The organism is Microbacterium sp. Leaf159 (assembly GCF_001423615.1).
Classification (GTDB): domain Bacteria; phylum Actinomycetota; class Actinomycetes; order Actinomycetales; family Microbacteriaceae; genus Microbacterium.
Genome location: NZ_LMOU01000001.1, coordinates 1,731,825 through 1,745,210, shown reverse-complemented (window position 1 = coordinate 1,745,210; position 13,386 = coordinate 1,731,825). Strand labels below are relative to the sequence as shown.

The 13,386-nt window shown below is 67.9% G+C and carries 11 protein-coding genes; 8 read left to right on the top strand and 3 right to left on the bottom strand.

Annotated features, from left to right (window positions below; genetic code table 11):
• Positions 1-4: 4 nt before the first annotated feature.
• Positions 5-397 carry a nuclear transport factor 2 family protein gene (locus ASF80_RS08275; RefSeq protein ID WP_056309726.1) on the bottom strand — a complete coding sequence of 131 codons (393 nt, stop codon included), beginning with the start codon at positions 395-397 and terminating at the stop codon, positions 5-7.
• A gap of 90 nt (positions 398-487) precedes the next feature.
• Here ASF80_RS08275 and ASF80_RS08270 point away from each other — a divergent pair, with 90 nt between their 5' ends.
• Together ASF80_RS08270 and ASF80_RS08265 are read left to right on the top strand one after the other, a co-directional pair.
• Entirely contained in the window at positions 488-919 is a 432-nt protein-coding gene (locus ASF80_RS08270; RefSeq protein ID WP_056309724.1) for a winged helix-turn-helix transcriptional regulator, read from the top strand.
• Complete coding sequence (locus ASF80_RS08265; protein WP_056309723.1) at positions 916-1,716, top strand: DUF1206 domain-containing protein; 801 nt, start codon at positions 916-918, stop codon at positions 1,714-1,716. Before ASF80_RS08270 ends, ASF80_RS08265 begins: the two co-directional genes overlap by 4 nt.
• 9 nt (positions 1,717-1,725) lie before the next feature.
• On the opposite strand, the gene ASF80_RS08260 is transcribed toward ASF80_RS08265, so the two are convergent.
• Positions 1,726-2,373: a LysE family translocator gene (locus ASF80_RS08260; protein ID WP_056309720.1), complete on the bottom strand. Its 648-nt coding sequence runs from the start codon at positions 2,371-2,373 to the stop codon at positions 1,726-1,728.
• 215 nt (positions 2,374-2,588) lie between these two features.
• Here ASF80_RS08260 and ASF80_RS08255 point away from each other — a divergent pair, with 215 nt between their 5' ends.
• From ASF80_RS08255 to ASF80_RS08235, 5 genes are all read left to right on the top strand, one after another.
• On the top strand, positions 2,589-5,114 hold the full coding sequence (locus ASF80_RS08255; protein WP_056309718.1) for a prealbumin-like fold domain-containing protein: 2,526 nt from the start codon (positions 2,589-2,591) through the stop codon (positions 5,112-5,114).
• 65 nt (positions 5,115-5,179) lie between these two features.
• Positions 5,180-6,661, top strand: a complete 1,482-nt coding sequence (locus ASF80_RS08250) for a SpaH/EbpB family LPXTG-anchored major pilin (protein WP_056309716.1) — start codon at positions 5,180-5,182, stop codon at positions 6,659-6,661.
• A gap of 113 nt (positions 6,662-6,774) precedes the next feature.
• On the top strand, positions 6,775-7,770 hold the full coding sequence (locus tag ASF80_RS08245; protein WP_056309714.1) for a class C sortase: 996 nt from the start codon (positions 6,775-6,777) through the stop codon (positions 7,768-7,770).
• Positions 7,767-8,375, top strand: coding sequence for a hypothetical protein (locus ASF80_RS08240; RefSeq protein ID WP_056309712.1), 609 nt, complete (start codon positions 7,767-7,769; stop codon positions 8,373-8,375). The genes ASF80_RS08245 and ASF80_RS08240 overlap by 4 nt, the downstream gene beginning before the upstream one ends.
• Before the next feature lie 379 nt (positions 8,376-8,754).
• Positions 8,755-10,695 carry a sigma-70 family RNA polymerase sigma factor gene (locus tag ASF80_RS08235; protein ID WP_056309709.1) on the top strand — a complete coding sequence of 647 codons (1,941 nt, stop codon included), beginning with the start codon at positions 8,755-8,757 and terminating at the stop codon, positions 10,693-10,695.
• A 4-nt stretch (positions 10,696-10,699) separates the two neighbouring features.
• Here ASF80_RS08235 and ASF80_RS08230 read toward each other — a convergent pair whose 3' ends face one another.
• Positions 10,700-12,295 (bottom strand): PucR family transcriptional regulator, encoded by a 1,596-nt coding sequence (locus tag ASF80_RS08230; protein WP_056309708.1) that lies wholly within the window; start codon positions 12,293-12,295, stop codon positions 10,700-10,702.
• A gap of 188 nt (positions 12,296-12,483) precedes the next feature.
• On the opposite strand from ASF80_RS08230, the gene ASF80_RS08225 reads away from it, so the two are divergent.
• A complete protein-coding gene (locus ASF80_RS08225; RefSeq protein ID WP_056309706.1) occupies positions 12,484-13,386 on the top strand; it encodes a transporter substrate-binding domain-containing protein in 903 nt (300 codons plus the stop codon).

The window sequence follows — 13,386 nt, the reverse complement described above, 5'->3', positions numbered from 1 at the left end:
AGCCTCAGGCGTGGCCCCAGAACGCGTCCTCCGCCTGCTGGTCCTCACTGATCAGCCAGACCTCCGCGATCCGGCCGTCTGCCACGCGGAACACGTCGACCCCGTGCTGCACGAGATCGGCGCGTCCCTCGCGCACGGCCCGGAAGCGCACTGTCGCCGACACGAGGGCACCGCTCTCGGTCGCCGAGTCGGTGTCGAGCACGAAGGTGCCGCCGCTCAGTTCCATGAAGCGTCCGAGGTGCGCGATGATCGCCGAAGGCCCCACCTTGTCGCCCGAGACCTGGCTCCCGCCGGGCTGGTGCCAGACGGCATCCGCGGCGAACGTCGCCTCCAGCGCCTGCATGTCTCCCGCGGCCATGGCCGCGCCGTACTGTCCCACGATGTCGATCGCCGACATGATGTCCTCCTCGTTGTCTCGGTACTCTGAGGGTCCAGCGTCTCCACCCGAGCGCGGTCACTTCAACGTCACCGGAAGGATGCCGAGCGGATGAGCCCCGAGTGGACCGTGTTCTCATCGAGCTGCCCGTCTCGGGCGTCGCTGGCGCGGGTGGCCAACAAGTGGACCGCGATGATCGTGATCCTCCTGCACGAGGAGCCTCTGCGGTTCGGCGAGCTGCACCGCAAGGTCGAGGGGATCACGAAGAAGGTCCTGGTCGACACTCTTCGCGCCCTCGACCGTGACGGGATGCTCGTGCGGGCCGTGGACGACGACGGGCATGCACGCTACCGCCTCACCCCGCTCGGTCGCACACTGCACGAACCGCTGCAGGCTCTGCAGCGGTGGGCGGAATCGCATGTCGAGGAGGTCCTCGATGCTCAGGACCGCTACGACGACGAGGCCGACCGTCGACTGCTCGACGAGGGCCAGGAGGCCAGCCCCATCGCCGACACCCCACGCGGCGATATCCTGCACGGATGACCTCCTCTCCGAAGGATGCCGCGCGCACCGCCCAGCATTCCGACGCCTTCCGCCGTGTGGCGCGGACGGGGTTCGTGATGGTCGGGGTGGTGCACATCATCATCGGAGCCATCGCGATCTCGATCGCGTCAGGCGGCGGCGGGGATGCCGATCAGGACGGCGCCATGGAGCAGATCCGCTCCACCCCCATCGGGGGACTGCTGCTCGCGGTGGTCGCCACCGCGTTGATCGCGCTGGCGATCTGGCAGGTCGCGAGCGGGATGCTCGCCTCGGGCAAGGAACCACGCAAGTGGGGGCAGCGGGTGAAACTCATCGGAATCGCGCTGGCGTACCTGGTGATCGCAGGGCTTGCGCTGATCTTCGCGTTCGGAGGCACGGTCGAGTCCGAGAAGACCTCGCAGACGCTCAGCGCCGTGGTGCTCTCCGCCCCCGGCGGGGTGGTGCTGCTCATCGTCCTGGGGCTCAGCGTGGCAGGTGTCGGAGTCGGGTTCATCGTCATCGGGTTCACGCGGGGGTTCGAGAAGACGATGGACGTGCCGACGGGCGCCGCCCGACCGGGCATCGTCGCCCTCGGGATCGCGGGCTACATCGCCAAGGGCATCGCGATCGCGGTCACGGGCGTGCTGTTCGTGGTGGCGGCGTGGACGCAGGATCCGGAGAAGGCCGCGGGCCTCGACGCCGCGCTCCGCAGTCTCACCGACCTGCCGTTCGGACGGCTCGTGCTGTGGCTCGTCGGCGCGGGACTCGCGATCTACGGCATCTTCTCGATGGTCCGCGCGCGCTACGCCCGCATGTGATCTCGAGTCTCAGACGCTCGAGGGCTTCTCGCTCCAGAGCAGCAGGAACGCGCCGAGCCCGATCATGAGGCCTCCGCCGGTCGCGCTCATCGCCTCGATACGCCGCGGCGAGCGACCGAACCAGTCCCGCGCCGCGCTCGCGAGCAGCACCCAGATCGCGTCGCACGCCACACCGATCGCGACGACGATCACGCCGAGCACGAACAACTGCATCGGCACCGATCCCGAGTGAAGATCGACGAACTGCGGCAGGATCGCCAGGAAGAACGCGATCGATTTGGGGTTCGTGACTCCGACGACGAGGCCCTCGCCGAGCAGCCGCAGACCTGAACGACTGGGCACGGCTCCCGTCATCGCCTTCGCCGCGTCCTTGCGGTGCCTGATCGCCTGGATCCCCAGGAACACGAGGTAGCCGGCGCCGAGGATCTTGACGATCGTGAAGAGCACGATCGACTGCGCGACCACGGTGCCGACGCCCAGAGCGACTGCCACGACGAGCACGATCGAGCCGATCGCGGTGCCCAGGATGCTCAGGAAGCCGCCGAGCCTGCCCAGGGCCATGGCCCTTCCGATGGTGAAGAGCACGGTCGGCCCGGGGATCACGACCATGATGAACGCCGCGACGACGAAGGTCAGAAGAGTGTCGGCGCTGAACATGCTGCGAGCCTAGGGCAGCTCCGGGGTGCCCGATCAGAAAGTTTTCGCCGGACCGTCATAAAAGCTCCGCGCGGGGGTCTGGGTATGTGATGGGCGGCCTATCTCGGCTGCACGTCACAGGGGAATTCACACACGCACTTCTGGGGACAGGCTCACGCCGTCGTCGCTTCGCCGTACGCGGCCGACGCACGGCGTGCGCCGGGATTGGGACACGAATGAGCATTCGCTCACACCACCGCTCGACGGGCCGTTCTGCACGCGCCGCGGTCGTGCCGCGCCGACGGGCACTCGTTCGGCTGCTCGGCGCACTCGCGGTCGCCGGCGTGCTCGTCGCCGGAGCAACACTGGCCCCGAATTCCGGTCTCACCGCTGCGGCCACTGTTCCCGGCACTCCTGGCGCCCCGCAGGCGGGGACGCCCGTCTACACCGAGAACTTCTCGAACCAGAACGCGTCTCTGCTGCCGATCAGCATCCTGAACTACACGGGTGGCGTGGCCGCGGCGAACTCCACCTACACGGCCTCCGCTCAGTACACGCCGGCCGGCAACCAGTGCAACGGCTGGATCATGAGCGGTGCGACTCCGACCGCCCCCATCACCGACCTGGGCTGCCTCAACAACGTCAGCACGACATGGACCACCCTGCAGCAGATGGCTCGCGCGCTCGGGGTGGCGCAGGGCCAGACCACGACGCAGGCCGCGACCAACCAGGTGCTGACCTCCTACACCAACGCGACCAACGGAGCCATCGCCGCAGGCACTCAGTTCCGCACGGTGAACACGATCCCCGCGATCGGCGGCCACTACTATGCGGTCTCCGCCTACTTCGCCGCGGTCAACTGTCCGGCGGCGGGCGGTGCCAACCAGCCCAAGGAGACCTTCAGTCTCATCGTGAACGGCAGCCCGATCACACTGAGCACCGGACTGAACCCCTGCACGAACAACACGGTCTGGGAGACGCAGATCGCGAAGCTGCAGTCGGCCGCCTATCAGGTGCCCACCGGAACCACGCCGAACCTCGGCCTGATGCTCAACAACGCGACCGCCACGGGTGCAGGCAATGACGTCGCCTTCGACCTCCCGCAGATCGTCGACGTCACGCCCCAGCTCGACAAGGCCTTCAGCCCGACGTTGATCCTCAACGGCACCACGTCGAAGATGACGTTGACGGTCACCAACACCACCGACCTGATGGCCAAGAACGACTGGTTCATCACGGACGCGCTCCCGGCGAACCTGAGGATCGCCGCCGTGCCGAACGTCGGCGGCACCTGCACCCAGCGCACCGGCGCGGCTTACGCGGTCACCGCGCCCGCCGGCGGCACGACGGTCGGCATCACCGGTGGCGACCTCGGCGTCGGTGTCGCATCGTGCACGATCACGGTCGACGTGACCTCCACGGTCAACGGCACCTACATCAACGGTCCGGCCAACATCACCACGAACCTCTACCCGCCGGCCAACGCGTCGCTCGAGGTCATCCAGCCGTCGATCGACCTGGTCAAGCGCATCACCGCCGTGAACGGAGTCGCCGTGACGAGTGACACCGACCCGGACAAGGTCTTCACCAAGGTGGGTGATGTCATCACCTACTCGTTCGTGGCGACCAACACGACGCCCAAGGCGCCGACCAACACGACGCTCAATACGAACCTCACGAACGTGCAGATCACCGAGGACACGTTCTCGGGTGCGGGTGACATGACGACCCTGTCGTGCACGCCGGTTCAGGGTTCCACGCTCGCGTCGGGTGCGACGATGACCTGCACGGCCACGTACGTGGTGCAGCAGGCCGACCTCGACAACGCGCCGCTGACGAACGTCGCCCGGGCGACCGGAACGCCGACGGTCGGGCCGAACGTCACCGACACGGACGACGAGATCATCCCCGCCTTGTGGACGCCGAAGATCGTGCTCGACAAGACGGCATCCGTCGTCGACGTCGATCAGGACGGCGTGACCGGGCTCGGCGATCACATCATGTACGCGTTCGACGTCACCAACACCGGCAACGTCACCGTCGCGAACATCACCGTGATCGACGACCGGTTGACCCAGCGGAACATCAGCGTCACATGCACGCCGACGACGATCGCTCCGACCCAGATCGCGCACTGCGTCGCGAACGCGCCCTACGTCATCGATCAGGCGGATGTCGACGCGAAGAAGGTCATCAACACCGCCCACTCGACGGGCACCGACCCCGACAGCGGACCGGTGCGATCGAACGATGACAGCACCGAGACGCCCATCGAACCGTTCCGGATCCCTCTCAAGATCGAGAAGGTCGGAGAGTCGGCCGCCGACACCTGGGTGCGCATGGACGGCTCCTCGTTCGCGGTGCTCGAAGACGTCGCCGGCGAGCCCGGCGCGGCACTGCCCTTCACGATCGGCGACGTCGACACCGGTCTGTTCCAGATCGACAGCATCCCGGCCGGCACGTACTGGCTGAGCGAGCTGACAGCACCCGACGGGTTCAGCCTGCTCGCGGCACCGGTGAAGTTCATCATCAACTCCGATCGCACCGTGAGCATCACGGCCGGAGGGGATGAAGCCGTGACAGCAGCAGGTCAGACGATCACCGTGCACGACGTGCCCGCGATGGAGCTTCCGACCACCGGGGGGACGGGCGCGCTGCCTTACATCCTCGCCGGTTCCCTGATCGTGCTGGGCGCAGGTGGATTCGCACTCTGGATCCGTCGCCGCAGCGCACGTGCCGACACCGAAGATCCGCAGCTCTGAACTGCTTCAGCTCACCACCATCCGAAGACCTCCAGGGCGACCTGGATTACCGAGAGAGAGACACAGTGAACACCGAGAACAACAGGCGCGGCTCCCGCGTCGCAGCGGGCCTGCTTGCCGCAGGCGTCGCCGCCCTGACCCTCGCTGCACCTGCGAGTGCCGCGACGCCCAACCTCGTCGATCCTGACGCGACCGGCTCGCTGACGATCCACAAGTTCGAGGCACCCGAGACGCCGACGGGGCTCCCGAACGACGGCACCGAGCAGAACGTCGCCCTGGCACCGCTCCCCGGCGTGGGCTTCACGGTCTACAAGGTCGACACCATCGATCTCACCAGCAACCAGGGCTGGATCGACGCGAACGACCTCGCAGACCTCGCGCCCGACAGCGTCGCCGACATCACCGCAGCCGGCTACACCGCGAGCGCCATCGGCGGGGAGACCCTGACCGACGCGAACGGCGAGATCGCTCTCGCGAACCTCGACCTCGGTCTGTACTTCGTGGTCGAGACCGCACCGCTGAGCGGATCGACCGCCGTGGCACCCTTCCTCGTGACTGTGCCGCTCACCGATCCCGCCGATGACAGCACATGGCTGTACGACGTGCACGTCTACCCGAAGAACGCTCTCACCGAGGCCACGAAGACCGTGGAGGACTCCGAGGACGTCAAGCTCGGCGACGAGATCGACTTCACGATCACGACCGACATCCCGAACGTCGCCGTCATCGACGGCTACAAGGTCGTCGACGCACTCGACGCCAAGCTCGACTACGTCAGCGCCGCAGTGACGCTGCTCGACGGCACCGCGCTCGCCGCGACCGACTACACCGTCGTCCTCGACGCCGCCACCAACACGGTCACGGTGGAGTTCACCGCATCCGGCCTCGCAGTGCTCGCCGCTCACCCGGCCACGCAGGTGCAGGTGGTGCTCACGGCCGCTGTCAACACGGTGGGCGAGATCGCCAACACGGCTGTGCTCTACCCGAACCTCGGTTCGTACACGGTCGCTCCGGGCGAGCCCGGCGGACCCACCGTCACCCCTGAGGTCATCACCAAGTGGGGCGACATCACGGTCGAGAAGACTGACAAGGCCGGAGCTCCACTGACCGGCGCCGTGTTCTCGGTGTACCCGACTCAGCAGGACGCGATCGACGGCACCAACGCCATCGCGCTCGGCGGAGCGACCGAGTTCGCCGTGGCCGCCGACGGCACCGTGACCATCTCGGGTCTGCGCTACTCCGACTGGGCCGACAACGCCGCTGTCGCTGCCGGCGAAGACGGCTACCAGACGTACTGGCTCGCTGAGACGGTCGCTCCCGACGGGTTCGAGCTGCTCGCGGCTCCCATCGAGTTCACCGTCACCGCGGCCACCACGGCCGTCGGCGTCGACCTCGAGGTCGTCAACGTCCCGTCGAACGCCGGATTCAAGCTGCCGCTGACCGGTGGCGCCGGCACCACCCTGTTCCTGGCCGGCGGCGTTCTGCTGCTCGGCGGAGCAGTGCTCCTCGCCATCCGCAGCCGCCGCAAGGCCGGTATCGAGGCGTAATACGAAGACCGGCCGTGCGGGGGAGGTGTTGAGGTCCCTTCCCCCGCACGGCCCATTCGTCTCCGCACGGTTCACTTTCAGACGCTGATCGACATCCACACAGAGAGTTCCGCATGACGCTCATCGACGCATCCGCTCCGGATGCCCGCACGACACCGACCCCGCGGGTCCCCGCGCGGCGTGCGCGCTGGGGCTGGAGCCAGACGATCGTCATGCTCATCGCGACCGTCGGGATCGTGGTGCTGGTGTACCCGACTGCCGCATCGTGGTTCTCGGCCTGGAGCCATGACACCGACGTCGACGGGTACGTCCAGTCGGTCGAGCAGGTACCTGACGACGCGATCACCGAGATGCTCGCGGATGCCGAGGCGTACAACGAGAATCTGCCCACCGGGCCGTTACGTGATCCCTACGCGCTCGGCGCGGACGGCCAGCAGACCGCCATCGGCGACGGCGCCGCCGCGTACTTCGACACGCTGAGCCCCGACGGTACCGACGCGATGGCGCGCGTGCGGATCCCGAAGATCCACGTCGACCTGCCGATCTTCCACGGCACGAGCGAAGAGACGCTCTCTCGCGGCGTCGGACATCTCTACGGATCGTCGCTCCCCGTCGGCGGGGCAGGGACGCACTCGGTCCTCACGGGCCACAACGGCTTCGTCCAGGCGACGCTGTTCGACGACATCGACGAGCTCGTCGAGGGTGACGTCATCGTCGTCACCACACTCGGAGAAGACCTCTACTACGAGGTGGATCAGACCACGACCGTGCTGCCCGATGACACCGAGGCGCTGCGCCAGGTGCCGGGCAAGGACTACATCACCCTCGTGACGTGCACTCCGACAGGCGTCAACACGCATCGTCTTCTGGTGCGCGCCGAGCGCATCGACGCGCCGTCGGATGACACGGCCATCACCACGATCGAGGATGCGACGGGCCCTGCCGGCCTGCCCTGGTGGGCGCTGCTCGTCATCGCGGTTCCGGTGCTCACCTTCCTCGTCGTCAAGCCGCGCCGAGCACGCGATCGCAGCAGCTCTCGGCGCCGCTCCCGTGATCACCGTCGCTCTCCGCGGCGCTCGACTCACCTCGACCGGACGCCCTCGTCATGACGGCCGGGATCGAGGAACGCCGCGTCGATGACGGCATGAAGCCAGGAGCGGGCTCCGAGTCGTCCCCCGCCCCCCACCGCCGGCGCCGCCGACGGCGGGTCGGTTTGCTGGGCTGCAGTATCGCGCTGGTCGGCCTCGGGGTCGCGTTCCTCGCCGCGTCGACCTTCGCCCCCGAACTCGTCGACAAGGTGACCGGTGACGTCAAGGTCGCCGTGCAGAAGCAGTTGCATCAGATCGTCGCACCTGACGAGCTGCCGATGATCAGGCTCGGTGCCGCAGGCGGCATGGTGGAGCTCGACCACTGCGACGGCACGTTCACCGAGATGGTCAGCTATCGGGTCGATGCGGTCCTGCCCCTGTTCGCGGCGCACAACAACTGCGGGGGAGACGTCATCCTGGGCTGGGAGATCGGTCAACGGGTCATGGTGGCAGGCTCCGACATCGTCTATGAGGTCGTAGAAGAGCGACACACGCCGAAGTGGTCGAACGTCGAAGAGCTGGTCGGCATGTCCGGAGAATTCATGGTCCAGACCTGCTTCTACGGCGAGAACAAGATGCGCTTCCTGGCGCTCGCGCCGGTGGAATCCCTGCCGAACGCCGGCTGATGCCCTCCGTGAACGTCGATTCCACGCGCATTCGTCACGATTCGCTCCCGTCAGGGTCTTGTAAGTATGGCCATCGGCCTTGCGTCGGACTCCCGCCCGACGCTCCGCTTCGCGAGAATCGACGCCTCCCCGGCCGACTCACGCACCGCGGAATCGACCCTCACGAGAGTCGAAGGGACGAGGCACCCCCAACGCCTCGTCCCTCATCCGGCACCGACCTGACGCGGGCGCGTCAGGGACGCGCCCGATCGCGGCCCTGTCCTGAGACACAGTTCCGCGATCTCACGGGCTACCCGACACGCGCGCACGCGTCGTGGCGCTCGACGCCGACTCCGACGTCTTCTCGTGAGATCGAGAGTCCCCTCACACACGGAGCAGCATGAATCCCGCCGCGCCTCTCGACAGCGACGACGCCGCGTCGGTCGAACCTTCCGACGATCAGATCATCGCTGCGGTGCGTGGTGGCGACATCGGGGATTTCGCACTCCTGTGGAGGCGTCACGTCGACGCCGCCCGTCGGGCCGCGCGTGCGATCTCGCCGTCGGCGGACCCCGACGATCTCGTGAGCGAGGCCTTCGCGTCGATCCTGCGCGTGACCAAGGCCGGCGGCGGGCCGAGCGACGCCTTCCGTCCGTATCTCCTCGCCACCCTGCGCAACACCGCCGCGCGATGGTCGCGCGGATCCGGGATGCTGTCGATCGAAGTGATCTCCGAGCAGGACCTGGCGTCGGATGCGGGAGACCCCATAGAGAGGATCTCGGAGCGGACGAGCGTGGCCGCGGTCTTCGGAAAGCTCTCTGCGAGGCACCGGACGCTGCTGTGGTACCTCGAAGTCGAGGGAATGAAGCCGCGAGAACTCGCGCCCCTCATGGGAATCACCCCCAACGCGGTGTCAGCGCTCGCGCTCCGTGCACGCGACAGTTTTCGCCGGGCATGGCTGCAGGCGCACATCCACGATCCCTCTCGATCCGAGGACTGCCGCTGGTTCTGCGAACGGATCGTGTCGCAGCGTGAGCGTCCGGTGCGGGGCGATGACATCGCACGTTTCCGTGCCCATATGGGCAGTTGCCGCGGGTGTCAGCTCGTCGCGGCGGAGATCGACACGGTCTCGCAGAGGCTCCGGTCGATCCTGCCCGCGGCGTTGCTCGGCGGTGTCGCGGCGGGACTCTACGCGGCGACGGATGCGCCGTCGGTCGCCGCCGATGTGGTGCCCGACGACGCGAGTGGCCTCGGAACCTGGTCCGAGCATGCGGGGACCCGCGGCGCGACAGAGCGCGCCCCAGCTGTCGCCTCGACCGCCGGAATCGCTGCGCACGCCAGTTCGTCCGCCTCCCTCCCGATGAGCGGGCTCGCCGCCCTGGCCGCCACGACCGTCGCCGTTATCGGAGCGGTCGTCTTCGCCGGGAGCGTGCTCAGCCTCCCTGACGTGGGCGGACATGAGGACAGATCGTCGAAGGTCGAGGCATCCGGACCCGTCGAGGTTCAACCGCAGGCGGATTCCGACGAGCATCTGTCGCGTGCGACGGATCCCGCGATGCGCGGGACGCTCCCGAGCCCCGGTGGCCAACGACTGCTGACCGTCGAAGTGCAGCCCGACGCGGTGGAGGCGGACGGCACGTCAGTCCCGGCCGAAGCACCGCCCGCAGCGGCGCGGCCGAGGCCGACCCCGACGCACACCCCGGCCCCGACGCAGACGCCGATCCCGCCATCGGCACCGCAGCCGACGTCGTCGCCGAGGGCGCCAGCCGATCCGCCGGCGGTGGACTCCCTGTCCGAAGAGCCCCACGAATTCGATATCACCCGGTCGATCGCGCAGGACTCCCTGGTGCCGGGGTGGCTCGAGGGCACGGGGTCGCCGGGCGCGATCGTGAGCGTGGTCGACGAGGCCGGTGTGACCATCGACGCGGAGTCGGTCGCCGACGACGGTACGTTCGCGCTCGACGTGTCCGGTGATCGACTGCGACAGGGCATCACGCTGAGGGTGCGGCACGAGGATCCCCAGACCGGCGTCACACGGTGGGCGCAGGCGATCGGTCCGCTGTCCTTCTCGGTCCCGGTGATCACGGCCGGCGACGACGAGCACTGCCGTGTGCCGTCCGCTCTCGAGCGCGGCTGCCTGAGCCTCCGCGCGGTGCCGGGCGCGTGGGTCGAACTGCTCGACCAGCAGGGGCGTTCGCAGACGGTGAGAATGCCCCAGGGCATCGACGAGCTGATCCTGTTCGACGTCGGAGCCGGAACGCCGGTCGTCGCAGCCCGCTACATCGATCCGACGTCGGGGCGGTCCGGCGTGTCGGTCGCGGTTCCCCGAGGTGTCGGATGAGTGCTCAACGCGTGGAGCGGGAGGCGACAGACAGGCGCAGCCACAGCCACAGCCGCGTGTCCGGTGAGTCGAGATCGATGCCCAGGTCGTTGCGCACGACCTCCAGCCGATATCGCACGGTGTTCTGGTGAACGTGCAGCGCGGCGGCGGTCTCTCGCACACTCCCGAGGTGATCGAGGTAGATGCGCATGGTCCGAGACAGATCGGTGCCCTGTGCGGCATCGTGCTCGGCCAGGATGCTCGCGGAGTCGCCGACGGCGGCGTCGAGGCCCTCGATCAGGTCGGTGACCTGGAGGATGGCGAGTCGGTCTCGCATCTCGTCGAACGTGGCGATCCGGGTCTGCCGGTGGCGGTCGTCGGCGATCGGAGAGCTCATCAGCACGCCGGCGGTCGCACCGGCCTCACGATGCGAACGGGCGATGCCGTTCACGTCGTACGCACGGGTGCCGATGCCGGCGATCAGAGCGGTGTCGGTTCTGATGACCGAATGCGCGAACGTATGCGCTCGCGCCGCGATCGAGCCGGGGATCAGGGTCACGACCTGTGTGCCGATCACCGCACTGTGGGATCCGGGGAACGCGGCGCTCGACACGCTGATCGCGAGGTGCAGCAGGCGATGCAGGCCCCGCATCGCCTCGACCTGGTCGAAGGTGTCGACGCGGAAGCACACGATCGTGCAGCCCGCCTCCGGGCGGATCAGAAGCTGCGACGCCGCACTTCGGGCATGCCGGTCGTCCTCGAGCAGCGTGCGAAGCAGCCCGGAGTTGCGCTGGTCCCGATCCGCGGCATCCTCGCGTGCGCGCAGCAGGTGCTGAGCGGCGATCGGCTCCATCTCCTCGAGCAGGAGGTTCGTGCGAGGGGCGAGCGACGGGTCGATCTGGATCACCCAGATCGACCCGAGAAGCTCGCCGGACGCCCGCACAGCGATGCCGACCCTGCCGAACTGGTCGGTCTCGGAAGGGAAGTGCCGGGCATCGGGAGCGCGGAGCAGCGACTGGTACTCCGCGTCGGAGGAGATGGGGATCTCCTCCTGCAGCAGAAGCGTGGTGCGGCGCCGGATGTCGTCGATCGGCTGCTCGCTGTGCGTCGAGTACCCCACGACCTGGCCGGTGGAATCGACGATGCTCACCGCACCCTCCGACAGTGTGGCGAGCGCGTTCGCGAGGCCGAACAGGTCGCCGAGGCGCACGCCCGTCACGTGGCCGACCGAGTGCGGACTGAGGAGCGATCGCAGCAGGTTCGCGAGCTGCGCCCAATCGCCTTCGAGGTGGTGGAGCAGCGGCAGCGCCAGGGACCATTCGGGAGCCTCGCTCGTGATGTCGACCGGCTGCGCGCGGCGGACGATCAATGCCGCTGCGCCCGCCGCCGCGAGCTGCACGGCGAGTGCGGGCAGCGCTGTCTCCGACACTCCGGCGCCGAGCACGATCTGATCGCGATACTCCGTCACGTCGAGAGCGGGGTCGTAGAAGTCCACGCCCCTGAAGACTGTCTCCTCCGCGTCGGAGTCCCCGGTGCGGGTGGAGAGGGAGCCGTCTGCGACGAGGATCGCCTCTCGCAGCGTCGGGGCTCCCGAATCACCGGGCTCCGAAGGTATGGACATGGAATCTTCTCCATTCAGAAAAGGCAACTACCGGAGGAACTCACATATCGGTCAGATCGGTTCCCCGTAAGACTGAGAGTACGAGGTCGACGGGGCACCTCGCGAGATATCCGACCATCTCCTCTTCTCGCACGTCACACGCGCAGATGGATTCCGGGCAACGTCGCCCCCTCACAGAGGACGCTCACATGAACAGCACTCACGATCTTCGGCGCCGCTCGGCGGCGGCCCTCGCCGCATTCGGTGTCGCGATCCTCCTCGGCGGCTGCGCAGCGCAGGCAGACCCGGCGCCGAGCGCCGACGAGATCACCATGGAGCCGGTGGCGGATGCCGTGGCGCTGCTGCCGGACGAGCTGAAGGACGGCGGAACCCTCCGGGTGGCGATCCCCACCAACGAGCCGCCGACACAGTTCTACCGCGAGGGCACCCAGGACATGACCGGGATCAACCCCGACATCGCCCGCCTCCTCGCCGGTGCCCTCGGCCTCGATCTCGACATCGAGGTGACCACGTTCGACACGATCATCCCGGGCATGAGCGCCGGTCGGTACGACCTCACCGTGTCGTCGATGACGCCGACCGAAGAGCGCATGGAGCAGCTCGACTTCGTCGACTACGTGCAGATGGGCAGCGCGCTCGCCGTACCGACGGGCAATCCGCAGAAGCTCGCCTTCGACGGGCTGTGCGGCAAGCGCGTGGCCGTGCTCAAGGGTTCGTACCAGCTCACGGTCAACGTGCCGGGGTTCGATCAGGCATGCGAGGACGCGGGCGAGAAGCCGCTGGAGATCCTGCAGTTCCAGGACACCCGGCAGGCCGTCTCCGCGCTCCTCAGCGATCGAGCCGACGTCGTCTACGCGGATTCTCCGATCCTCGGCTACGCGGTCGCGCAGGACTCGAAGCTCGAGGTCGGCGACGAGAACGACTTCGCCCCCGTGGCGGTGGGCATCCCGCATGACGCCGGCACGCTCGACGCCATCGCCGAGGCGATGAGCGCAATCATCGCCTCGCCCGAATACGAGGAACTTCTCGCCGACTACGGGCTCGAGTCGATGGCCATCACCGAAGCCCGCGTCAACGCGGCGCAGGGCTGA